The organism is Rhodococcus xishaensis, from assembly GCF_004011825.1.
Lineage (GTDB): Bacteria > Actinomycetota > Actinomycetes > Mycobacteriales > Mycobacteriaceae > Prescottella > Prescottella xishaensis.
This window is the reverse complement of record NZ_RKLO01000003.1, coordinates 343,726-365,531: the sequence shown is the minus strand read 5'-3', so window position 1 is coordinate 365,531 and position 21,806 is coordinate 343,726. Positions and strand designations below refer to the sequence as shown.

Sequence of the window (21,806 nt, the reverse complement as noted above, 5' to 3'; positions counted from 1 at the left end):
CGCCCGCTACCGCTGCTCGTCCGCGCCCCGAGCCGTTCGCCAGCAGTTCGTCGTCACCGCTCAGGAGTGCGTTCTTGACTTCCCAGCCGTCCGCTGCAGATGCCACCCTCGCAGGACTGGCGAAGACGGCGCTGGACCACAGCGCCTTCGCCGGGATCGCCGACGCGGTCGGACGCACCGACATCGAGATCGTCGCACCGCAACCCGTACGCGCCCTCGTCGCCGCGGCCCTGGCCGATCACACCCAGCTGCTCGTGGTGACGGCCACCGGACGAGAAGCGGACGATCTGACGACCGAGCTGCGGGAGATGCTCGGCGCCGGCGTCGCGCAGTTCCCGTCCTGGGAGACACTGCCCCATGAGCGCCTGTCTCCCAGCGCCGACACCGTCGGACGTCGGCTCGAGGTGCTCAGGAAACTGGCACGACCCGACGACCGGCTGTACGGCCCGCCGTTGCGGGTGATCGTGACGACGGTGCGCTCTCTGGTCCAACCGATGGCCCCTGCTCTCGGTGAGATCGACCCGGTGGTGCTGAGCGTCGGAAGCGAACTCGACTTCCAAGGGCTGATCGAACGGCTCACGGAACTGGCATACACGCGCGTCGACATGGTCGGGAAGCGGGGAGAATTCGCCGTTCGGGGCGGCATCCTCGATCTCTTCCCGCCCACCGCCGATCACCCGGTTCGCGCCGAGTTCTGGGGCGACGAGGTCAGCGAACTGCGCGCGTTCTCTGTCGCCGATCAGCGGTCGTTGCCCGAGGTCGAGGTGGGTACTGTCATCGCACCCCCCTGTCGGGAGTTGCTGCTCACCGGCGACGTGCGGGACCGGGCGGCACGGCTTGCGGCAGACAACCCGGCGGACGCCTCCCTCGTCGAGATGCTCGACAAGATGTCCGCCGGCATCCCCGTCGAGGGCATGGAGGCGCTGCTGCCGGTGGTTCGACCCGGAGAGCTACAGCTGCTCACCGATGTCCTTCCGTCGTCGACGCACGTCCTGTTGTGCGATCCCGAGAAGATCCGGACCCGCGCGACCGATCTCGTCCGAACCGGGCAGGAGTTTCTCGAGGCGTCGTGGACGGCCGCGTCGATCGGCGCAGCCGCGCCCGTGGATACCTCCACACTCGGCGCCGGAATCGATCTCGGGGCCTCGGCCTACCGGTCGCTGCGCCAGGTCCACGAGTCGGCCCAGGCACAGGCGCAGCCGTGGTGGACGATGACACCGCTGGCGTCCGGCAGCGGCGACCAGATGGAACTGGCCGTTACTGCGGCACCGCAGGTCCGAGGCTCGGACGAACTGCTGGCCGAACTGTTCGCGACGCTGCGAGCACACGTGACCACCGGCGGTCACGCGGTTGTCGTCGTGGCGGGTGCGGGAACCGCGCAGCGGGTGATCGAGCGAATACACGAGGCCGACGTGCCGGCGGCGCAGCTCGAACCGGGTGCGCAGCCGCCGCGTGGCCAGGTGGGCGTGATGCGCGGCGCCCTGCAGGACGGCTTCGTCCTGGCGGGTTCGGACACGGAGCCTGGACTGGTGGTCGTCACCGAAACCGATCTCACCGGCAACCGTGTCGCCGCGGCGGGCGATGGTAAGCGGCTCCCGGCCAAGCGTCGGAATCAGGTCGATCCGCTCGCACTCACCGCGGGCGACATGGTGGTGCACGATCAGCACGGCATCGGTCGGTTCGTCGAGATGGTCGAGCGGACCGTCGGAGGAGCCCGACGCGAGTACCTGGTGATCGAGTACTCGGCGAGTAAGCGCGGCCATCCCGGCGATCGACTGTTCGTGCCGATGGAGTCGCTGGATCAGCTGTCCCGCTACGTCGGCGGCGAGATGCCGGCCCTGTCCAAGCTCGGAGGATCGGACTGGCAGAACACGAAACGTAAGGCGCGCAAGGCTGTTCGGGAGATCGCTGGCGAGCTTGTGCAGCTCTATGCTGCCCGGCAAGCGGCGCCGGGTCACGCGTTCGGGTCCGACTCGCCATGGCAGAAGGAGATGGAGGATGCGTTCGCGTTCACCGAGACACACGACCAGTTGACCGTGATCGACGAGGTCAAGTCGGACATGGAGAAGCCGGTGCCGATGGACCGCGTCGTCATCGGTGACGTCGGATACGGCAAGACCGAGGTTGCGGTCCGCGCGGCGTTCAAGGCCGTCCAGGACGGAAAGCAGGTCGCGATGCTGGTCCCGACCACTTTGCTTGCACAGCAGCATTTGCAGACGTTCACCGAGCGCATGGCGTCGTTCCCGGTGAAGGTGCGCGGCCTGTCCCGCTTCACCCACGCGGCCGAGTCCAAGGAGATCATCGCCCAGATGGCTGACGGTGAAGTCGACATCGTCATCGGCACCCACCGCCTGCTACAGACCGGTGTCAGTTGGAAAGACCTCGGGCTGGTGATCGTCGACGAGGAGCAACGTTTCGGCGTCGAGCACAAGGAACACATCAAGGCGCTGCGGACCCACGTGGACATGCTGACGATGTCGGCGACGCCGATTCCGCGCACCCTGGAGATGAGCATGGCCGGCATCCGGGAGATGTCGACCATCCTGACCCCGCCGGAGGAGCGGCATCCGATCCTCACCTACGTCGGCGGATACTCCGACAAGCAGGTGGCGGCCGCGATCCGGCGAGAACTGCTCCGGGACGGCCAGGTCTTCTACGTACACAACCGGGTCAGCTCGATCGACAAGGCGGCAAAGCGGATTCGTGACCTGGTGCCCGAGGCGCGGGTGGTCGTTGCGCACGGACAGATGAACGAGGACATGCTCGAGAAGACCGTGCAGGGTTTCTGGGAGCGCGAGTTCGATGTGCTCGTGTGTACGACGATCGTCGAGACCGGCCTCGACATCTCCAACGCCAACACGCTCATCGTCGAGCGGGCCGACTCGCTGGGGTTGTCCCAGCTGCACCAGTTGCGAGGTCGTGTCGGACGGAGCCGGGACCGCGGCTACGCGTACTTCCTCTATCCGCCGGAGACGCCGCTCACCGAGACCGCCTACGACCGGCTCGCGACCATCTCGCAGAACTCCGATCTCGGTGCGGGGATGGCGGTCGCGATGAAGGACCTCGAGATACGTGGCGCCGGTAACGTCCTGGGCGCCGAACAGTCCGGTCACATCGCGGGTGTCGGCTTCGACCTGTACGTGCGTCTGGTGGGGGAGGCCGTGGAGGCGTACCGGGCCGTCGCGGACGGTCGTCCGATCACCGCTGACGAGGCGCCCAAGGAAGTGCGCATCGACCTTCCGGTGGACGCGCACATTCCGCCGGACTACGTCGCGAGTGATCGGCTGCGCCTCGAGGCTTACCGTAAGCTGGCCGCCGCGACCGACGCGGACGCGGTCGTGAGGGTGGTCGACGAGTTGGTCGACCGGTACGGCCCGCTGCCGCAGGAGGTGGGCCGGCTGGTGTCCGTCGCCAAACTCCGGCTGCTCTGCCGTGAATACGGGGTCGAGGAGGTCGCTGTGACGGGCACCCAACTGAAGATTTCTCCGATGACCTTGCCGGATTCGAAACAGTTGCGGCTCAAGCGGATCTATCCCAGCGCGCAGTATCGTGCGACGGCAGGAGTGATCCAGCTTCCGGTGCCGCGGACCGGCTCGGGTGGCGTCGGTGCCAACCGGATGCGCGACGTCGAGTTGCTGCAGTACGTCGCGGACCTGCTGCTTGCACTCGACGGCAAGGCTGCTGGAGCGGTGGATGTGACCGCGGCCGGTGCGCAGGCCGGGGTCTGACGCGGATGGGTGCCGGAGACGAGCGCCCGGAGGGCTGGCGCATGGGTGACGCGCTGGTCGAGGCCGTCGAGGTGATGGACCGTCTGTGGGGCTTCGGTGGCTGGGAGGTGACACAGACTCACGACTCGCTGCGGTCCTACCTGCTCGAGGAGACGTACGAGCTACTCGACGCGATCCAGGATGGTGATCCGGAGCTGGTCCGCGAGGAACTTGGAGATCTGTTGCTACAGGTCCTCTTTCATTCCAGGATCGCGGAGGCAGCTGGGGAGTTCACGGTCGACGACGTCGCCGCCACGCTCATCGCGAAGCTCGCCCACCGCAGTCCGCACCTGGCGGACGACATCGCAGGACCGGTGGACATCGCCGAGCAGGAGAGGGCGTGGGAGGTCCGCAAGGCCGCCGAGAAGGAGCGGGAATCCTGCGTCGACGGCATCGCGCTCGAGCAGCCCGCGCTGGCACTGGCCGAGAAGGTGATGTCGCGGGCCCGCAAGGCCGGGCTGCCGGACGAGCTTGTACCCGACGATTTGCGGGTGGTGCGACTGGGCGAACCGACCAGCGCGGAGGACGAACTGCGTAAGGCGACACTGCGGTTCGTCGCAGACATCCGGGCCGCAGAGTCCGCTGCGCACGCTGACGGTGTCCCGTGGGGTGGACTCGACGCCGCGGCGTGGCGGACCTACTGGTCGGGCTGAGGGCTGGGGCCCTACCCGGCGTAGACCGCGACGCGCCGCGCCCTTGTGGTCTGGATGATGGACGTCGTGACGAGACAAGCCGCGACCACGTACCAGATTCCCAGGGCGTACGGAGCGGGACGGCAACCGCACCGGATGCCACCCAGGCCGCGGCGCCGGTTCCGATCCTTCTTGGTTCTGATGTCTTCGGTACTCGTCGGGGTCGTTGTCCTCGCACTTGCCTCGAGGCTCGATGAGCTCGATCGGCGTTCGCCGCGTATCGAGATACCCGACGGCATCCCGCCGGGACCGGGCGCACCGCTGCCCTCGATCGACGTCAATGCACCCGGAAGGACTGCGAACCTGCTGCACGATTGGTCAGCTCCGCTGTCGGAGAGCCTGGCGATCTCGTCGACCGCGCTCGAGGCCTACGGTTACGCGGCCGCGGTGATGGCCGCGACCAGGCCCGCCTGCGGCCTCGGCTGGACAACACTCGCCGGCATCGGCGCGGTCGAGAGCAAGCACGGCACCTATGGTGGTGCACACGTCGATAGCGACGGCCAGGTGAACCCGCCTATCCGGGGAGTCCCCCTCGACGGTTCGGCGGGCGTCGCAGACATCCCGGACACCGACGGCGGCGCGATGGACGGTGACGCCACCCACGACCGTGCGATGGGCCCCCTCCAGTTCATTCCCGAGACGTGGGCACGCTGGGGTGTCGACGCGAACGGAGACGGTGTCGTCGACCCGGACAACATCGACGACGCGGCCCTCACCGCCGCGCGATACCTGTGCGCCCGTGGCGGCGACCTGACTACCGAGGACGGGTGGACCGCGGCCCTCATGGCCTACAACCTGTCCGGCGAGTACCTTCTCGACGTTCGCGAGCGTGCGGCGGCCTATTCGGTCGGCGTGCGAAGGTGACCTGCGTGGCGGGCGTGCCTCGGGGCAGGAGTCGGTTACTCCGGTTAGGCTCGGACCTGGCACTATGCATTCGGCGGCCTACGACCGCCGCAACAGGCGGCCAGCCGGCCGCTCGCCCATAGAAAACCAGACGCTGCCTGTCCGGACGGCACTCGTCCCGCCGCCGGCAGCAGCCGATCGAAGCCGCCGAAGGAGAACCATCCGTGGCCACCATTGAGCAGGTAGGAGCTCGCGAGATCCTCGATTCCCGTGGCAACCCCACGGTGGAGGTCGAGATCCTCCTCGAAGACGGCACCTTCTCGCGCGCCGCCGTTCCGTCCGGCGCGTCCACCGGCGAGCACGAGGCCGTCGAACTGCGCGACGGCGGCGACCGCTATCTGGGCAAAGGCGTCCAGAAGGCCGTCGAGTCCGTCCTGGACGAGATCGCGCCCGCCATCATCGGCCTCGACGCCACCGAGCAGCGCACCGTTGACCAGGCCCTGCTCGACGCCGACGGCACGCCGGACAAGTCCCGTCTCGGCGCGAACGCACTCCTGGGCGCGTCGCTAGCCGTGGCCCGAGCCGCTGCCGAGGCCTCGAATCTCGACCTGTTCCGCTACGTCGGCGGTCCCAACGCGCACGTGCTGCCTGTGCCGATGATGAACATTCTCAACGGCGGCGCACACGCAGATACCGGCGTCGACGTCCAGGAATTCATGGTCGCGCCTATCGGTGCGCCCACCTTCAGGGAGTCGCTGCGCTGGGGTGCCGAGGTGTACCACTCGCTCAAGTCCGTCCTGAAGCTGAAGGGCCTGTCAACCGGCCTCGGCGACGAGGGTGGCTTCGCTCCCGACGTCGCCGGTACCAGCGAGGCTCTGGACCTGATCAGCGAGGCCATTGCCAAGACCGGCCTCGAGCTGGGCACCGACATCGCACTGGCGCTCGACGTCGCGGCCACGGAGTTCTACACCGAGGGCAGCGGCTACCAGTTCGAGGGCAAGATCCGCACCGCGGAGGAGATGGGTGCGTTCTACGCGCAGCTGCTCGGCCAGTACCCACTGGTCTCCATCGAGGACCCGCTGAGCGAGGACGACTGGACCGGCTGGGTCGCGCTCACCGAGCAGATCGGCAACAAGATCCAGCTCGTCGGGGACGACCTGTTCGTCACCAACCCGGAACGCCTCGAGGACGGCATCGTCAAGGGGGCTGCGAACGCTCTGCTCGTCAAGGTCAACCAGATCGGCACCCTGACCGAGACCCTCGATGCCGTCGACCTCGCGCACCGCAGCGGCTACAAGACCATGATGAGCCACCGTTCGGGCGAGACCGAGGACACGACGATCGCCGACCTGGCCGTCGCGGTCGGCAGCGGCCAGATCAAGACAGGTGCGCCCGCTCGGAGTGAGCGTGTCGCTAAGTACAACCAGCTGCTGCGCATCGAGGAACTCCTCGGCGACGCGGCCCGGTATGCAGGTGAGCTGGCCTTCCCACGCTTCGCGTTCGAGGGTGCCGCCGGCTGATGAGTCAGCGCGGTCGGTCGCGGTCGGGTCGCCCCTCTCCGGGTGGGCGGCCCGCTCGCCGCGGTTCCGGATCGGATCGGGTGTCGCGTCGGCCCCGGCGGATCCGTTCCGGTACTCCTGCCGCAGCCACCGACCGCGCCCAACCGGCCGACGCTGACGCGGGCACGGCCGGTGGGCGTGAAGCCGTCGCTACCTCGTCCCGTGCTCGCACGATGCCAAGGAGCGGACAGGCAGCGGCCCCGGCAAAGCCGGAGCGCACATTCTTCGGGCTCTCGACCGGGCGGGCCGTCGTTCTCGGAGTGGTGATCTGCGCACTAGCCCTCACCCTTGCGGTGCCGATGCGCACGTACCTCAGCCAGCGCGCCGAGGCTGATCGACTGGCCTCCGAGCAACAGGACCTCGAGCAAGAGCTCCTCGAGTTGGAGCGTCAACAGGAACAGATTGACGATCCCGCGTGGATCGCGGCGCAGGCGCGCGAGCGGTTGGGCCTCGTACGGCCGGGTGAGACGCCGTACAAGGTGCAGTTGCCGGGTGACTACAAGCCGCCGGAGGAGGAGGCGCCGCCGCCACCGCCGTCGACCGGGGCCTGGCACAGTGACCTGTGGCAGCGGCTCGCCGGACCGCTTCCCACCACCGAGCCCGAACGAGGAACTCTGCCGGAGGCCCCCGTAGTGCCGGCTCCCGTACCAGAAGAACCAGGAGTACCCACCGGGTGAGCGAATCGTCCGTCCCCCAGGAAGATCTCGATGCAGTGGCGACCCAGTTGGGTCGTGTTCCGCGTGGCGTACTCGCGATCGCATACCGGTGCCCGGACGGGCAGCCCGGAGTGGTCAAGACGGCACCGCGGCTGCCTGACGGGACCCCGTTCCCGACGCTCTACTACCTCACCGACCCTCGGCTTACCGCGGAGGCCAGCCGACTCGAGTCCGCGGGCGTTATGCGTGAGATGACAGAGCGGCTCGGCACCGATTCCGACCTCGCGGCCGCATACCGCCAGGCACACGAGTCCTACCTGGCTGAGCGTAATGAAATCGACTCGCTGGGAACGGATTTCAGTGGCGGCGGTATGCCGGACCGGGTCAAGTGCCTGCACGTTCTGATCGCGCACTCACTTGCGAAGGGGCCGGGACTCAACCCGCTCGGCGACGAGGCCGTCGCGCTCGCTGCGCGAAGCGGACTGCGGGGCACCGCGATTCCGGCAGACTGGCCCGAGTACGTCGGCTCCGCGGCACCCGGGGACCGCGAGTGACCAGGGTCGCCGCGATCGATTGCGGAACCAACTCGATCCGCCTGCTCGTCGCAGAAGCCGACGAGAACGGTCGATTGACCGACGTGACACGGTTGATGCGGATCGTGCGGCTTGGGCAGGGTGTCGACGCGACCGGTGCGTTCGCTCCTGAGGCGATCGAGCGCACACGCGTCGCCCTGAGTGAGTACGCCGACATCATTCGTGAGACCGGCGCGACGGCGGTGCGGATGGTCGCGACCTCGGCCGCTCGGGACGTCACAAACCGTGAAGAGTTCTTCGCGATGACCCGAGAGGTGCTGGGCGCGGTAATCGTCGGTGCTGAGGCCGAAGTCATCACTGGCGATGAGGAAGCGCGACTGTCATTCGCCGGCGCGGTCGGTGAACTCGACCCCGCCGATGGGCCCTTCGTCGTGGTCGACCTCGGCGGCGGATCGACCGAGGTCGTGTTGGGCGACGACACGGGTGTTCACGCTGCCTGCTCTACCGATGTGGGCTGTGTTCGGGTGACCGAGCGTTGCCTGCACGACGACCCCCCGACTTCCGAGCAGGTCTCCGCTGCAAACGAATTCGCATTGGAACGCCTCACCGAGGCGTTCGAGAAGGTTCCCGTCGAGCAGGCTCACACGTGGGTCGGGGTTGCCGGCACCATGACGACGCTCTTGGCTGTCGCCCAGGATCTGGAGGAGTACGACGCCGACCGCGTCCACCTCTCACGGCTGAGTCTCGAGCAGCTGCACGACGTCGCGCATCGCCTGGTGACGATGACGCACGACGAGCGCGCCGAGCTGGGCCCGATGCACCCTGGCCGGGTCGATGTGATCGGTGGTGGCGCGCTCATTACGGTCGTTCTGGCAGAAGAACTCTCACGACGCGCTGGTATCGGCGAACTCGTGGTGAGTGAGCACGACATCCTCGACGGGATTGCAATGTCGGTGTCGAAGGGTAGGGCGTGAACTAGCTCATCACCATTCCGCCTAGACTGTTTCCGAGCTTCCATAGTCGTGGCCACCGGAGGCGGCTGGTTGTTGGTGGGCCCCCATAGCCCAATTGGCAGAGGCAGCGGACTTAAAATCCGCAAAGTGTGGGTTCGAGTCCCACTGGGGGCACTGGCCAGGGACAATTCTTCATGGTCACCGCTCGCTACGAGCCAGAATTGTCACGGATTGTCACAACTGGCGCGGAACTTGCGGCCAGCAGGAGTGCGGGATCCCGTGATTGCGCGTACGTCGAGAGCGTGAAGGAGGCTACTAGGAGTTCACGAGCTGGCTTGCACGCTGAAACGTGACACCGAGGATCTCACCGATATCGCGGACCGGAATGTTCTTGGCCGCGAGTTCCTTTGCAAGCTGCTTGGACTCGGCGACCGCGCGGGCCTCGATCGCGGTTGCTTCGGCGCGTTCACGGCGGATCTCGTCGGCGCGGTCGCCGGCGTCCTCTACACCGGGGACGTCGATGGTGACGTCGACGGCCACGCCTTCGATGGGTGTCCCGGTGGTGACGGCGATGAATTCGCGTGCCATCTGCTCAGTTTCGCCGATGCGGCGTGCTTGTGTGAGCCCGTCGAGTCCGGGGATGGAGACCCTCCACCATTTGCCTTCGCGGGTGACTTTGACGCGGTAGTTGGTCATGGTCCTGTTCCTTTGGTGGAGCGGGCGTTGTCCGTCGGGCGACGTGATCGATGCACCGTTGGGGTCGGTCGAGAAGGTCTGGCACCCGGACGTTCGTCCTGGCGCGAACCCGCTTCGTCGAGTCGCTTCTGAATCTCCTCGGGTGACTGTTCCGCGACCCATGAGTTGTCTAACCGACTAGACGCATTTTAGTCAAGGCGAATAGACACTTTTCGAAGGCCTCGATCGGACGTGGCACAGACGCCGACAATTCGGTTACACAATAGTTGTGTTTGATCAATGGTTGCGCTATTGCAAATAGTTGCGCGAGCGCTAGCATTTCAGTGTGTCCGACACCACTGCTGATCTTCTCTTCGAACTCTTCAACGACATCTTCGCTCAGGTGATGAACGAGGGAGAGTTGGTGGACAACCTCCTCGACTTGGACCTCACTTTTTCGCAGGTGCGGATCCTCTTCGCGTTGGCTCATCGCGGCGAACCGCTTCCGATCAACGAGGTTGCGGAGAAGCTGGGGCTGTCGATGGCTGCAGCGGGTCGAAACATCGATCAACTCGTGAAGCTCGGCATGGTCGTTCGCCGGGAAGACGAGCGTGACCGGCGCATCAAGCGGGTGTCGTTGTCCGCTGCAGGTCGCGCGGCAGCGACCCGGCACATCGAACACCGGCGTGAGCAGCTGCGTCGTTTCGCGTCGCTGATTCCGGAGAGCGACCGGTCTCGACTGATCGAGGCACTGAAACCTGTCCTCGCTGCGAATGCCCTGCGAGAACTCAACCAGGAGAAGGGCTATGACATCTCCGAAGGAGGCGCCCGCGGCGCCTGACAAACTGGACAGCAGGGTCCTCAAGATCGCGGCCGTCGTGGTACTCGGTGCGACCATGTCGATCCTCGACGTGACTGTGGTCAGCGTCGCGCTCACGACGTTCACGCGAGAATTCGACACTTCATACGCCACCGTCGCGTGGACGATGACCGCGTATACCCTCGCGCTGGCGGCCGTCATTCCCCTGACCGGGTGGGCGGCGGACCGCTTCGGGACCAAGCGCCTCTACATAACGGCGTTGGCGCTGTTCGTACTCGGGTCCGTGGCGTGCAGCATGGCGTGGGACATCACCTCGCTGATCGGGTTCCGTGTTCTTCAGGGGCTCGGCGGCGGCATGCTGATGCCCCTCAGCATGACGATCCTTACCAGGGCTGCGGGGCCAGACCGGGTGGGAAGGGTCATGGCGGTGCTCGGCATCCCGGTGCTGCTCGGCCCGGTCTGTGGCCCTATCCTCGGCGGCTGGTTGATAGAGGTCGCGAGCTGGCACTGGATCTTCCTGATCAACCCGCCCATCGGCGTCGCTGCCATGGTCGCCGCCTACTTCATTCTGCAGTCCGACGAGCCATCGCCTTCGGAGCCGTTCGACTTCCTCGGAATGCTGTTGCTCTCACCAGGTTTGGCGACGTTCCTGTTCGGTGTGTCGTCGATCCCGGATGTCGGAACGGTGGCCTCGGCTCGGGTGTTGGTGTCCGGTGCAATCGGACTTACGCTGATCGTCGCGTTCGTGCTACACGCGCTCAGCAAGGACCATCCCCTGATCGACCTGCATCTGTTCAAGGATCGGCAGCTGACCGTCGCGGTGATCACCATGTTGATGTTCGTCGTCGCGTTCATGGGCGCCGGACTGTTGTTCCCGAGTTACTTCATCCAGGTGGGTGGGCACAACACGCTGGGCGCCGGTCTATTGATGGCGCCGCAGGGTATCGGCGCAATGCTGACCATGCCGGTCGCCGGGTGGCTCGTCGACAAGATCGGTGCGGGCAAGATCGTGCTCACCGGGTTGCCGTTGACCCTCGTCGGACTGGTTGTGTTCACTCAGGTGGCAGCAGATACCTCGACGTGGTTGCTGATGGGTGCCCTGTTCGTGATGGGTTTGGGAATGGGCTGCACGATGATGCCGCTGATGACCGCGGCGCTCGTGACGCTTTCCCATGAACAGGTGGCGCGTGGTTCGACGCTGGTCAACATCGTGCAGCAGACAGCGACCTCGATCGGCGCCGCCGTGATGTCGGTTGTCCTGACGAATCAGATCTTGAGTCACGGAACCGCTGGACTGGCGGTCGCGTCGCGTGGCGATACGCCGGAGGCAGCTCAGATCGCCGCGCAGACGCCGCCACCGGTACTGGCCAACGCGTTCTCACAGCTCGCCGACGCCTTCGGCAACACATTCGTTGTCGCGGCGGTTCTGATCCTGCTGACTTTCATCCCTGCGTTCATGCTGCCACGCAAGAAATCTGAGACCCCGGACCTCGAGGCCGAAGGCGCCCGGACGGTCATGATGCACTGATTCTCGCCGTGCTCTCCAACGTCACATCTGGGCTACGCGTATCAGCAGTTGACCCGCAAGGCCGGCGGTTCGGTGGACGCCGATCTCAGCCACCTCAGGCAACATGGCGATCCGGACGAAGTCTGCAGCTGAGGGGTATTCGACCAGGCCGCAAAAGTCCCACATATCTTCGACATCGCCGATCACCAACGAATCGATCTGTCCGCCAAACACAAACCTTCCGCCGTTCTCCTCGACGACCTTCTGCATCGCGGTGGCGTATATCTGGTACGCCTCACGCCCGGTCAGCGTTGTCGAGCGGCCATCGCTATAGACCGCCTTGTCACGGAACCTGAGTAGGTTGAGCATCACGATCGGCTCCCCGGACTCGACCGCACTCAGCGCCCCGATGCGTTCAACGCTGGGGTAGACAGCATTTTCGACCTGCATTTCCCGAGCTCCTCACCATGTCATGCCGTGTTCCGCGGCAATAGCCGTTGTTCCCGCCTCACCATTGTGAGATCTTCCCGAGGAATGTCGATGGCATGGCGAGTGCAGCCAGGCTGTGGTTGCACTCCTCGGCGGGGTAGTAGACGTTGCTACACAGGGTAGGAGATGCCGGTCAGCTCTTCGGAGGCGCCCCAGAGCCGGCGTTGGATGGCAGCATCGTGTGATTGTGCGCTGGAGTCAACGAGTTTCGGGTGGCCGCGCATCTCGCGAAAGCCATCCGGGCCGTAGTACTGGCCGTTCCGCACGCCGGGATCGGTTGCCGCGCGCAACGCCGGCAGCGCACCCATGGCTGCGCTCTGCGCCACTAGTCCTGACAGCATTTCGAGAGGTGGCCTGACGATGCCCGGAATGTTGCGGGTGAGCTCGGTGTTGGAGCCGCCGGGGTGAGCAGCCACCGCAATCGTTTCGGCGTCCTTGTCCTCGAGCCGGCGCGCCAGCTCGTAGGTGAACATCAGGTTGGCCAGTTTGGCTTGCCCGTAGGCAACCACCCGGTTGTAGTTCCGCTCCAACTGCAGGTCGTCGAAGTGAATCTTGGCGCGAATCCGATGACCCAGGCTGCTGATCGTCACGACCCGCGAACCCTCGACCGCCAGCATGTTCTCGAGCAGTTGGCCGGTGAGTGCGAAGTGACCAAGGTGGTTCGTGCCGAACTGCAACTCGAAGCCGTCTTTTGTCGTGTCCTTGGGCGTCCACATGACGCCCGCGTTGTTGATCAGCAGATCGATGCGTGGATGGTTGGTGCGCAGCTCCTCGGAAGCCTCGTGGATGTTCTCCAGTGAGGTCAGGTCGAGTTGCTGCAGCGTGACGGTGGCGTCAGGACTGGCCGTTTTGATGCGATCCGCCGCTTGCTTGCCCTTCTCGAGGTTGCGCACCGCCAAGACGACGTTGGCTCCCCTACCTGCGAGAACGGCGGCGGTCTCGTAGCCGAGGCCGGTGTTGGAGCCGGTGATGATGGCGACCCTGCCGGATTGATCGGGCACATCGGCGGCGGTCCACTTCATGGCGATCCCCCTTGCTTCACTGCCATCCTGTATCTGACGGGCTGTCATGTATATATTAGTGATGGCGCGCCAGCTGGCCAGGTGCAGCATGTCGGCAGTCAAGGGGAGACTCCAACGCCACACTTGTCACCGGAAGCTTCTGCGGGATCGGGATTCTCACAAGCTGGCAGTCGACAAGGCTGCGCGTACAAGCTGCCGTTCGACACCGACCGGACCGGACAATGTGGGGGCCGCCTTTGACCCTGCCTGGCACCAACATTGCCGTCGCGTGGCGAAACGAAGTCGACTGCTGGGCATCAGCAGACCGCTGATGATTCACTCGCCATCCACTGACTGCGTGTACGACAAGACGTGTCAATGCTCATGCCGTACTGGGGAGAACCGCAATGACCGACACCGCAGCACCCACAGGAGCCCAGATCGCTGAGATGGTCGCACGTGGCCTGGCGTTCCCCGAACGAACCCCGATCCTCAAACGTCCCGACAGCGTTGGTCTCGACTACGAGGACATCTTCTTTCCTGCGCTCGACGGCACCGTGCTGGAGGGATGGCTGATTCCCGCGGACTCCGAGCGCGTCGTGATCTGCAACCACTTCGGCCCGGCCAACCGGCAGGGTTACCCCGGCCACCTGGAGGGCTGGAACAGTTCCAACGGCGTCGAGGTCGACTTCCTGCCCAAGTACAAGGCCCTCCACGAGGCCGGCTACAACGTGTTGGCCTATGACCTGCGCAACCACGGCCTCAGCTCAGCCGGGGCCGGTGGCATCTGCGCCACCGGACTGATCGAATGGCGCGACGTCATCGGCTCCCTGCGCTACATCCGATCGCGCCCTGACACCAAAGACATGGCGATCTCGCTGCAGAGCATGTGCATCGGCGCCGACTCCACCTTCGTCGCCATGGCCCATAGACCCGCAGAGTTCGACGGCGTGCGCTCCATGATCGCCATCCAGCCACTGACCGGCCGCAGCTTTGCCGAGCGCGCCCTGGAAGCGATGGGAGCACCCGAGGCCATCGGACACTTCGAAACCGCCATCCAACTTCTGACCAGTTTCACGGTCGACGACTACGACATGACCCGCTATGCGACCGCCGTGACGATCCCTACCCTCGTCGTGCAAGTCCGCGACGACCTCATGACCCGTGAGGCCGACGTCCAAGCGATCTACGACGCCATCCCCGCCGTGGACAAGGAAATGTTCTGGATAGGCGACACGTCAATCCGCCATCACGGCTACACCTACTTCGCCGAACACCCCGAAAAGATGATCGACTGGTACAACACCCACCCATAGCCCGAATCCCCTCACGCCGCACCAGAGAGCACGCTCAAGACAAGATGCTGGGCGGGCGCCGATGGGGCAAACGAGCACCTACACCGACCTCGACAACTACGAAACAGATCGAACACGCAGCCCTGCAAAGGGTTTCGTAGTGAAACACGACCAACTTCTGCAAACGCCACTTCCGCTACCGTCGAATCCGCACAGTTTGGATTCCAGCAGCCCCGCTGGGGTCGTCCGGTTTGCCCGGGAATTGTCCGATTTGCGGTATACATTGAAGGTCAACGACGTGGGGCGGTCGGTATCCGTGGGGGGATTCTCGTTCGCACAGATGATGTAGTGGCATGTTGCCTTGATTCTTCCCTGTGTCGGTTGAGTGTGAATCATTGTGCAAACGAGAGGTTTCTGATGACCGACGAGTTCTCGCAGTACCCAGGTGCGCAGATGGTGCAGGGCCGACAGTCGCCGACGCAGCAGGCCAATGAGAAGGATGGTATGTCTGGTGTCCTTCTGGGTGTTCTAGCCATGATCGGCGGGCTCGTTGGCATTGTGATTGTGTTTGCCACCATCGAGCAGTTCGGGGATGAGCAGACACAGATATCCAATGACTGGAACGCCTACACGGAGTGCATCAGGAACGCTGACACACCCGAAGAGAAGAGTGCCTGCAGCTGACCGTGGGGAGGTGGCGGGTGGGAACCGAATGTTCGTGTAGAGCACCAGTGTTCATGTTTGGTCAGCTCCGTCGTTCGGGAGTTCCAGACCGCTGCCGAGCAGGGAACTGAGCGGTTGTGCGTCAGGTCCGGAACTGCAAGACGGTTCGATGTGCGGCCGGAGTCACCGCGTCGACATACTCGACGAACTCCAGGTGCTTGTCGAGGAAGCCTGCGACGAACGGACAGATCGGCACGATGCGCCTGCCGCGGGAGGTGGCGTCGTCGAGAGCGGTGCGGATCAACGTGCTTGCGAGTCCCCGTCCAGCGAAGCGTTCGTCAACCTCGGTGTGGAAGAAGATCCGCTGTTCGCCGCTGTCGACGAACTCAGTGAACCCCGCCAGTTCATCGCCCACGCGTATCTCGTAGCGGAGTGACGCAGACAACGGATGAACCTCGAGTTCGGCGTCGCGTTCGTCGGTCATGATCCCTCCTCGGGAGTCGCAGCCGTGACCTGGGTCCATCTAGCCGCACCCCGTTATCTTCGCAGCCCGCACCGGGGCAGCGGGTCGATTCGGGGTCGGGCTGGGGATGCAGTGCAGTCCCAGTTCCGCCGATGGGCCGAATGCCGAGCGGATCGGAGTATCGAGGACACTTGTCGTCATGCTCTCCGTCGAAGACCTGTTCAGCCGGATGCGGCGCTTCCCCGACGTCGAGGCGCCCAATCTGTTCGCCGTCGACGCGGCCGACCGACTGATACTCGACGAGGCATCCGGCGCACTGGGCAGCGCGCCAACCGGCACCGTCGTCGTGATAGGCGACCACTACGGTGCGCTGACCCTCGGAAGCGCGATCCGGTTCGGTGCGAAAGATATTCGTGTGTATCAGGATCGGCTCACCGGAGAACGGGCGTTGGAGAACAATGCCGAAGTTGTCGGACTGTCCGGCTGCTACCGGCCGGGGCCGCTGGGGGAGGATCTACTCGCCGGGGCGCGAGTTGTGCTGATGCAGTTGCCCCGAGGGCTCGACGATCTCGACGAGATCGCCGACGCCGTCGCCCGGTACGCCGCCCCGGATGTCGTCGTCTACGCCGGCGGACGAAACAAGCACATCACCCACGCCATGAACGACGTGCTGCGGCGGTCGTTCGAGAACGTGAGAGCGACGCTGGGTCGGCAGAAGTCGCGGGTGCTCATCGCCGACTCACCGCTACAACTTGCCGAGTCGCCGCGGTTTCCGGTCGTGGAGCGCCTAGATGATCTCGAACTGCACGTCGTCGCGCACGGAGCGGTGTTCGCCGGCTCCAAGCTCGACATCGGCACTCGGTTCCTGCTCGAGTTCCTGCCGCGGATGCGGGAGGCCGAGACCGCGGTAGACCTTGGGTGCGGTACGGGCATCCTCGCGGTGAGCCTGGCGAAGGCGCAGCCGTCGGCGTCCGTCATCGCGAGCGACCAGTCCGCCGCCGCCGTTGCGTCGGCAGCGGCGACCGCCCGAGCGAACGGTGTCGGCGACCGGGTCCGCACGCTCCGTGATGACGCGTTGGACTCGCTGCCTGATGCGAGCGTCGACCTGATCGTCTGCAACCCGCCGTTTCATGTCGGTGCGGCTGTGCACACAGGAAGCGCGAGCAAGATGTTCGCAGCCGCCGGGCGGGTCCTGCGCTCTGGCGGGGAACTATGGACCGTCTTCAACTCGCATCTCGGTTACAAGGGAGCGTTGGGGCGCGCCGTCGGGCCCACTGAGGAGATGGGGCGCAGCGCGAAATTCACCGTCACCCGGTCGACCCGAGTGCGGTAGACAGCTACGCCACAGGTCCACCTGCCGCCGCATCGCCGTCGACCTGGCCCCGGTGCAGACCGAGGTCCTCCACGATGACGCCGTCGACGATCTCGGCGCCCTGTAGCTCGTCGTCGTCCTCGGGTTCCTCATCGGACATCAGGACGTCCGGCTCCTCCTCGGCGAGGCGCTGTTCGAGACTCTCGCCCTGCTCGGCCTCACGCAGGGTGGTGCCGAAGCGGTCGGCCTCGCTCCATGAGTCGGGTGCGTCGACCACATCGTCGCCATCGGCGTTGCACACTTCGTCAGAATCGAGGCTCTCGCTGACGTTCAAGGTCCCGCCGGCCCCATCTTCGATTCCCATGTCTCCATTGTCTGCCGTTGTGCGATTTCTCGCTTGATCGAGGGCACAAGCGATACCGTTTGTTCCGGTCCTCGTATAGTGACCGCAGCGGAACGCCCGGTACAGTCCGAAATGTCCAACTCGGTCGCGTGGTGCGGGAACTTTCCGTTCCGCGTAGGACGTTCTACGGACAGCGATGCCGGATGCCCGGCCGATACGGGCCTCCAGGGCTTGATCGACGACCACGAGAAGGGATGTGCACGGTGCGCACCACCAGCAACCCGGTGTTCCGCAACCTGCCCAAGCAGGAAGGCGGATACGCCACATTCGGATCTGCGCAGCCAGGTGCCGCGCAGATACCCCAGGAATACGGTTACGGTCAGCAGCCTCAGACATCGCAGCGGGCGATGACGATCGATGACGTCGTCACCAAGACGGGGATCACGCTCGGCGTGCTTACGCTGACGGCGATCGTCTCGTACCTGCTCGTCGGCAATGACCCGACCCTCGCGATGCCGTTCGTCATCGGTGGTGGCCTCATCGGCTTTGTCCTCGTGATGGTCGCGACGTTCGGCCGCAAGATGGACAACCCGGCCATCGTGCTCGCCTACGCGGCGTGCGAGGGTGTGTTCCTCGGCGCGCTCTCGTTCGTCTTCGGCGCACAGGCCGAGGCTGCTGGAGTGGCGGCATCCACGCTGATCGGACAGGCCGTTCTCGGCACGTTCGGCGTCTTCTTCGGCATGCTCGTCGTCTACAAGACCGGTGCCATCCGCGTGACCCCCCGCCTGACCCGCATGATCATCGGTGGGCTCATCGGTGTCGTGGTCTTGATGATCGGCAACCTGATCGCGAGCTTCTTCACCGACGGCGGATTCGGCCTGCGCGACGGCGGCATGGTTGCGATCATCTTCAGCCTCGTGTGCATCGCTCTCGCAGCGTTCAGCTTCCTGCTCGACTTCGACGCTGCCGACCAGCTGATCCGCGCCCAGGCGCCGGAGAAGGCGGCGTGGGGCATCGCCCTCGGTCTGACCGTCACCCTGGTGTGGCTGTACGTCGAGATTCTGCGCTTGCTCAGCTACTTCAACAGCGACTAGTCGCACAGCGCCTCACGACGGGCGGTTCTCCGACGGGCCACACGGCCGACGGTCGGAGAACCGCCCGTTCGCCGTTGGAGCCTGCGGGACAACCCCATTCGGCAGGCTCGCACGGAGCGCAGGGAAGCGACCAGCTCCGGCGGCCGGCGTCCCCACCTGACGACGAACGGGCGGCCTTCTGAGCATCGGCCAAGTGGCCTGCCAGAAGACCGCCCGTTCGCGGACGCTCGAGGACTAGAGCTCGAGGACTAGCGGACTAGCTGAGGCGCTCGAGCACCATCGCCATACCCTGGCCGCCGCCGACACACATGGTCTCGACGCCGAACTGCTTGTCGTGGGTCTGCAGGTTGTTGAGCAGCGTCGCGGTGATGCGAGCGCCGGTCATGCCGAACGGGTGGCCGACGGCGATCGCGCCTCCGGAGACGTTCAGCTTGTCCTCCTCGATGCCGAGTTCGCGGGCCGAGCCCAGGACCTGCACGGCGAAGGCCTCGTTGATCTCGAACAGGTCGATGTCGCTGATCGTCTTGCCGGCCAGCGCCAGGGCCTTCCTCGTGGCCTCGATCGGGCCCAGACCCATGATCTCGGGCGACAGGCCCGAGACGCCGGTCGACACGACGCGGGCGAGCGGGGTCAGGCCCAGTTCCTTGGCCTTGGTGTCGCTCATGATGACCAGCGCGGCCGCGCCGTCGTTCAGCGGGCAGCAGTTGCCTGCGTTGACGGTGCCGTCGGGGCGGAAGACCGGCTTGAGCTGGCTGACGGCCTCGTAGGTGACGCCGGCGCGCGGGCCGTCGTCCTTGCTGACGACCGTTCCGTCCTCGAGGGTGACCGGGGTGATTTCACGCTCGAAGAAGCCTGCCTTGATGGCCTCCTCGGCGCGGTTCTGCGACCGGACGCCCCACTGGTCCTGCTCCTCGCGGGTGATGCCGGTCAGCTGTGCGACGTTCTCGGCGGTCTGGCCCATCGCGATGTATGCGTCGGGGGCAATTCCGTCCTCGCGCGGGTCGTGCCACTGCACGCCGCCCTGTGCGGCGACCGTGGTGCGCTCCATGGCGTCGGCGAAGAACGGGTTCTTCGTGTCGGGCAGGGAGTCCGAGTTTCCGGCCGCGAAACTCGACACGGACTCGACACCGGCGGAGATGAAGACGTCGCCCTCGCCGGCCTTGATGGCGTGCAGCGCCATGCGGGTGGTCTGCAAGGACGACGAGCAGTAGCGGGTGATGGTGGTGCCGGGCAGGGTGTCGTAGCCCAGCTTGATGGCCACGATACGACCCATGTTGAACCCGGCCTTGCCGCCCGGCAGGCCACAGCCCAGGAGCAGGTCGTCGATCTCGGCGGGATCGAGCTCGGGGACTTTGGCGATCGCGGCGGCGACCATCTGCGCGGCGAGATCGTCTGGACGCATGCCGGCCAGCGTGCCCTTCATGGCACGGCCGATCGGCGAGCGGGCAACGGAGACAATGACTGCCTCGGGCATGGGAACTCCTTCTGCGATTGGTCTCTTCGATCATTGAACTTACGTTGCCGCTGTGAGATCTCAACGGGCCACCTCCCAGCTCGGCCTGCAGGAACGACTTCACGCGGGTTTCAGGGCCGCGAACAGCCTGTGAACTGGAGAAACAGGCCCCATGCCGAAATGTATTGTGCATCGTGTGGGGACAGGCACCCGGCCCACCGCGCGCAGGGGCACCCCTGGACGAACCGGCTTGTCCCGATCCGGTCGGCGTGTCCGATTCCGATCTGGGAACATGGGACCATGCGCATTGCGGATCATGTCGTCGACCTCATCGGCAACACCCCTCTCGTCAAGCTGTCCTCCGTGGTCGGCGAGGGCTACGGGTCGGTTGCGGCGAAGGTCGAGTACCTCAACCCGGGCGGCAGCTCCAAGGACCGCATCGCGGTCAAGATGATCGACGCCGCCGAAGCGTCGGGCGAGCTGAAGCCCGGGGGCACAATCGTCGAACCCACGTCCGGCAACACCGGCGTCGGCCTGGCGCTGGTCGCGCAGAAGCGCGGCTACCGGTGCGTGTTCGTCTGCCCCGACAAGGTCAGCGAGGACAAGCGCAACGTGCTGCGTGCGTACGGGGCCGAGGTCGTGGTGTGCCCGACCGCGGTGGCACCCGACCACCCCGACAGCTACTACAGCGTCTCCGACCGTCTTGTACGGGAGATTCCCGGCGCGTGGAAGCCCAACCAGTACGCCAATCCGGGCGGCCCGGACAGCCACTACGAGACCACCGGTCCGGAGATCTGGCGCGACACGAACGGCAAGGTGACGCACTTCGTTGCCGGTGTCGGCACGGGCGGCACCATCACCGGGACCGGCCGCTACCTCAAGGAGGTCTCCGGCGGCAAGGTCAAGATCGTCGGCGCCGATCCCGAGGGTTCGGTCTACTCGGGCGGCACCGGCCGGCCGTACCTGGTCGAGGGTGTCGGCGAGGACTTCTGGCCCAGCGCCTACGACCCGAGCGTGCCCGACGAGATCATCGCTGTGTCCGACGCAGACTCGTTCGATATGACGCGCCGCCTCGCCCGCGAGGAGGGTCTGCTGGTCGGCGGCTCCTGCGGTATGGCTGTCGTCGCGGCCCTCGAGGTCGCCAAGCGTGAGGGTCCGGACGCGCTCGTGGTCGTGCTGCTGCCGGACGGCGGCCGCGGCTACCTGTCGAAGATCTTCAACGACGAGTGGATGGCTTCCTACGGCTTCCTGCGCACCCCGCTCACCGGTGACGCCGCCGAGCCGACCGTCGGGCACGTGCTGCGCGGCAAGTCCGGTGAGCTTCCCGACCTGGTGCACACGCATCCGGGCGAGACGCTTCGCGATGCGATCGAGATCCTGCGCGAGTACGGCGTTTCGCAGATGCCCGTCGTCGGGGCGGAGCCGCCGGTCATGGCCGGCGAGGTCGCGGGCAGCGTGTCCGAGCGAGACCTGCTGAGCGCGGTCTTCGAGGGCCGCGCGGCGCTGGCAGACCCGGTCGAGAAGCACATGTCCAAGCCGTTCCCGATGATCGGTGCGCAGGAGCCGGTGTCGGCTGCCACGAAGGCCCTGGGTGACACCGACGCCCTCATGGTGGTCGACGACGGCAAGCCGGCCGGGGTCATCACCCGACACGACCTGCTCGGGTTCCTCAGTTCCGGAGCCTGACC

At 65.6% G+C, this 21,806-nt stretch carries 20 protein-coding genes and 1 tRNA gene; 15 read left to right on the top strand and 6 right to left on the bottom strand.

Going from position 1 to position 21,806, the window contains the following annotated elements; all coding sequences use genetic code 11:
- Nucleotides 1–74 precede the first annotated feature (74 nt).
- The 8 genes from mfd (at nt 75) to EGT50_RS09045 (ending at nt 9,177) form a co-directional block, all read left to right on the top strand.
- Nucleotides 75–3,728: a transcription-repair coupling factor gene (mfd, locus tag EGT50_RS09080; RefSeq protein ID WP_127953234.1), complete on the top strand. Its 3,654-nt coding sequence runs from the start codon at nt 75–77 to the stop codon at nt 3,726–3,728.
- Nucleotides 3,729–3,733: 5 nt separating this feature from the next.
- A complete protein-coding gene (locus tag EGT50_RS09075) occupies nt 3,734–4,420 on the top strand; it encodes a MazG family protein (RefSeq protein ID WP_127953231.1) in 687 nt (228 codons plus the stop codon).
- Between the two features lie 180 nt (nt 4,421–4,600).
- Nucleotides 4,601–5,323 carry a lytic transglycosylase domain-containing protein gene (locus EGT50_RS09070; protein WP_408014621.1) on the top strand — a complete coding sequence of 241 codons (723 nt, stop codon included), beginning with the start codon at nt 4,601–4,603 and terminating at the stop codon, nt 5,321–5,323.
- A gap of 203 nt (nt 5,324–5,526) precedes the next feature.
- Entirely contained in the window at nt 5,527–6,822 is a 1,296-nt protein-coding gene (gene eno / locus EGT50_RS09065; RefSeq protein WP_127953226.1) for a phosphopyruvate hydratase, read from the top strand.
- 212 nt (nt 6,823–7,034) lie between these two features.
- The gene (locus EGT50_RS09060; RefSeq protein WP_127953223.1) at nt 7,035–7,538 is read left to right on the top strand and encodes an FtsB family cell division protein; all 504 of its coding nucleotides are present in this window, start codon (nt 7,035–7,037) and stop codon (nt 7,536–7,538) included.
- On the top strand, nt 7,535–8,071 hold the full coding sequence (locus EGT50_RS09055; protein ID WP_127953220.1) for a DUF501 domain-containing protein: 537 nt from the start codon (nt 7,535–7,537) through the stop codon (nt 8,069–8,071). Before EGT50_RS09060 ends, EGT50_RS09055 begins: the two co-directional genes overlap by 4 nt.
- Nucleotides 8,068–9,024: a Ppx/GppA phosphatase family protein gene (locus EGT50_RS09050; protein WP_127953217.1), complete on the top strand. Its 957-nt coding sequence runs from the start codon at nt 8,068–8,070 to the stop codon at nt 9,022–9,024. Before EGT50_RS09055 ends, EGT50_RS09050 begins: the two co-directional genes overlap by 4 nt.
- 79 nt (nt 9,025–9,103) lie before the next feature.
- A tRNA-Leu gene (locus EGT50_RS09045) sits at nt 9,104–9,177 on the top strand.
- 141 nt (nt 9,178–9,318) lie between these two features.
- Here the strand turns inward: EGT50_RS09045 and EGT50_RS09040 are convergent.
- A complete protein-coding gene (locus EGT50_RS09040; protein WP_127953214.1) occupies nt 9,319–9,699 on the bottom strand; it encodes a HicB family toxin-antitoxin system in 381 nt (126 codons plus the stop codon).
- Nucleotides 9,700–10,084: 385 nt separating this feature from the next.
- Here EGT50_RS09040 and EGT50_RS09035 point away from each other — a divergent pair, with 385 nt between their 5' ends.
- Nucleotides 10,085–10,519, top strand: a complete 435-nt coding sequence (locus tag EGT50_RS09035; protein WP_408014630.1) for a MarR family winged helix-turn-helix transcriptional regulator — start codon at nt 10,085–10,087, stop codon at nt 10,517–10,519.
- Nucleotides 10,485–12,026 carry a DHA2 family efflux MFS transporter permease subunit gene (locus tag EGT50_RS09030; protein ID WP_127953208.1) on the top strand — a complete coding sequence of 514 codons (1,542 nt, stop codon included), beginning with the start codon at nt 10,485–10,487 and terminating at the stop codon, nt 12,024–12,026. Before EGT50_RS09035 ends, EGT50_RS09030 begins: the two co-directional genes overlap by 35 nt.
- A 21-nt stretch (nt 12,027–12,047) precedes the next feature.
- Here EGT50_RS09030 and EGT50_RS09025 read toward each other — a convergent pair whose 3' ends face one another.
- Nucleotides 12,048–12,455 carry a DUF1330 domain-containing protein gene (locus tag EGT50_RS09025; RefSeq protein ID WP_127953205.1) on the bottom strand — a complete coding sequence of 136 codons (408 nt, stop codon included), beginning with the start codon at nt 12,453–12,455 and terminating at the stop codon, nt 12,048–12,050.
- A gap of 149 nt (nt 12,456–12,604) precedes the next feature.
- Entirely contained in the window at nt 12,605–13,516 is a 912-nt protein-coding gene (locus tag EGT50_RS09020; protein WP_127953927.1) for an SDR family NAD(P)-dependent oxidoreductase, read from the bottom strand.
- Between the two features lie 386 nt (nt 13,517–13,902).
- Here EGT50_RS09020 and EGT50_RS09015 point away from each other — a divergent pair, with 386 nt between their 5' ends.
- Both EGT50_RS09015 and EGT50_RS09010 read left to right on the top strand, forming a co-directional pair.
- Complete coding sequence (locus EGT50_RS09015) at nt 13,903–14,811, top strand: alpha/beta hydrolase family protein (protein ID WP_235870657.1); 909 nt, start codon at nt 13,903–13,905, stop codon at nt 14,809–14,811.
- 396 nt (nt 14,812–15,207) lie between these two features.
- Entirely contained in the window at nt 15,208–15,474 is a 267-nt protein-coding gene (locus EGT50_RS09010; RefSeq protein ID WP_127953202.1) for a CagY family CD-EC repeat-containing protein, read from the top strand.
- Between the two features lie 121 nt (nt 15,475–15,595).
- On the opposite strand, the gene EGT50_RS09005 is transcribed toward EGT50_RS09010, so the two are convergent.
- On the bottom strand, nt 15,596–15,937 hold the full coding sequence (locus tag EGT50_RS09005; RefSeq protein ID WP_127953199.1) for a GNAT family N-acetyltransferase: 342 nt from the start codon (nt 15,935–15,937) through the stop codon (nt 15,596–15,598).
- Between the two features lie 178 nt (nt 15,938–16,115).
- Here EGT50_RS09005 and EGT50_RS09000 point away from each other — a divergent pair, with 178 nt between their 5' ends.
- Entirely contained in the window at nt 16,116–17,249 is a 1,134-nt protein-coding gene (locus tag EGT50_RS09000; RefSeq protein WP_127953196.1) for a class I SAM-dependent methyltransferase, read from the top strand.
- Nucleotides 17,250–17,253: 4 nt separating this feature from the next.
- On the opposite strand, the gene EGT50_RS08995 is transcribed toward EGT50_RS09000, so the two are convergent.
- A complete protein-coding gene (locus tag EGT50_RS08995) occupies nt 17,254–17,592 on the bottom strand; it encodes a hypothetical protein (RefSeq protein WP_127953194.1) in 339 nt (112 codons plus the stop codon).
- A 242-nt stretch (nt 17,593–17,834) separates the two neighbouring features.
- Between EGT50_RS08995 and EGT50_RS08990 the strand changes: the two genes are divergently transcribed.
- Complete coding sequence (locus EGT50_RS08990) at nt 17,835–18,665, top strand: Bax inhibitor-1/YccA family protein (protein ID WP_206615786.1); 831 nt, start codon at nt 17,835–17,837, stop codon at nt 18,663–18,665.
- A 256-nt stretch (nt 18,666–18,921) separates the two neighbouring features.
- On the opposite strand, the gene EGT50_RS08985 is transcribed toward EGT50_RS08990, so the two are convergent.
- Nucleotides 18,922–20,139, bottom strand: a complete 1,218-nt coding sequence (locus EGT50_RS08985; RefSeq protein WP_127953189.1) for an acetyl-CoA C-acetyltransferase — start codon at nt 20,137–20,139, stop codon at nt 18,922–18,924.
- Nucleotides 20,140–20,418: 279 nt separating this feature from the next.
- Here EGT50_RS08985 and EGT50_RS08980 point away from each other — a divergent pair, with 279 nt between their 5' ends.
- A complete protein-coding gene (locus tag EGT50_RS08980; protein ID WP_127953187.1) occupies nt 20,419–21,804 on the top strand; it encodes a cystathionine beta-synthase in 1,386 nt (461 codons plus the stop codon).
- Nucleotides 21,805–21,806: the final 2 nt, after the last annotated feature.

Coding starts and splice junctions, on each gene's coding strand:
- EGT50_RS09000 (WP_127953196.1), top strand. CDS start 16,116: ATGCTCTCCGTCGAAGACCTGTTCAGCCGGATGCGGCGCTTCCCCGAC.
- EGT50_RS08980 (WP_127953187.1), top strand. CDS start 20,419: ATGCGCATTGCGGATCATGTCGTCGACCTCATCGGCAACACCCCTCTC.
- EGT50_RS09040 (WP_127953214.1), bottom strand. CDS start 9,699: ATGACCAACTACCGCGTCAAAGTCACCCGCGAAGGCAAATGGTGGAGG.
- EGT50_RS09010 (WP_127953202.1), top strand. CDS start 15,208: ATGACCGACGAGTTCTCGCAGTACCCAGGTGCGCAGATGGTGCAGGGC.
- EGT50_RS09015 (WP_235870657.1), top strand. CDS start 13,903: ATGACCGACACCGCAGCACCCACAGGAGCCCAGATCGCTGAGATGGTC.
- EGT50_RS09070 (WP_408014621.1), top strand. CDS start 4,601: ATGTCTTCGGTACTCGTCGGGGTCGTTGTCCTCGCACTTGCCTCGAGG.
- EGT50_RS09030 (WP_127953208.1), top strand. CDS start 10,485: ATGACATCTCCGAAGGAGGCGCCCGCGGCGCCTGACAAACTGGACAGC.
- EGT50_RS09005 (WP_127953199.1), bottom strand. CDS start 15,937: ATGACCGACGAACGCGACGCCGAACTCGAGGTTCATCCGTTGTCTGCG.
- EGT50_RS09020 (WP_127953927.1), bottom strand. CDS start 13,516: ATGAAGTGGACCGCCGCCGATGTGCCCGATCAATCCGGCAGGGTCGCC.
- EGT50_RS09035 (WP_408014630.1), top strand. CDS start 10,085: ATGAACGAGGGAGAGTTGGTGGACAACCTCCTCGACTTGGACCTCACT.
- EGT50_RS08995 (WP_127953194.1), bottom strand. CDS start 17,592: ATGGGAATCGAAGATGGGGCCGGCGGGACCTTGAACGTCAGCGAGAGC.
- EGT50_RS08985 (WP_127953189.1), bottom strand. CDS start 20,139: ATGCCCGAGGCAGTCATTGTCTCCGTTGCCCGCTCGCCGATCGGCCGT.
- EGT50_RS09060 (WP_127953223.1), top strand. CDS start 7,035: ATGCCAAGGAGCGGACAGGCAGCGGCCCCGGCAAAGCCGGAGCGCACA.
- EGT50_RS09075 (WP_127953231.1), top strand. CDS start 3,734: ATGGGTGCCGGAGACGAGCGCCCGGAGGGCTGGCGCATGGGTGACGCG.
- EGT50_RS09025 (WP_127953205.1), bottom strand. CDS start 12,455: ATGCAGGTCGAAAATGCTGTCTACCCCAGCGTTGAACGCATCGGGGCG.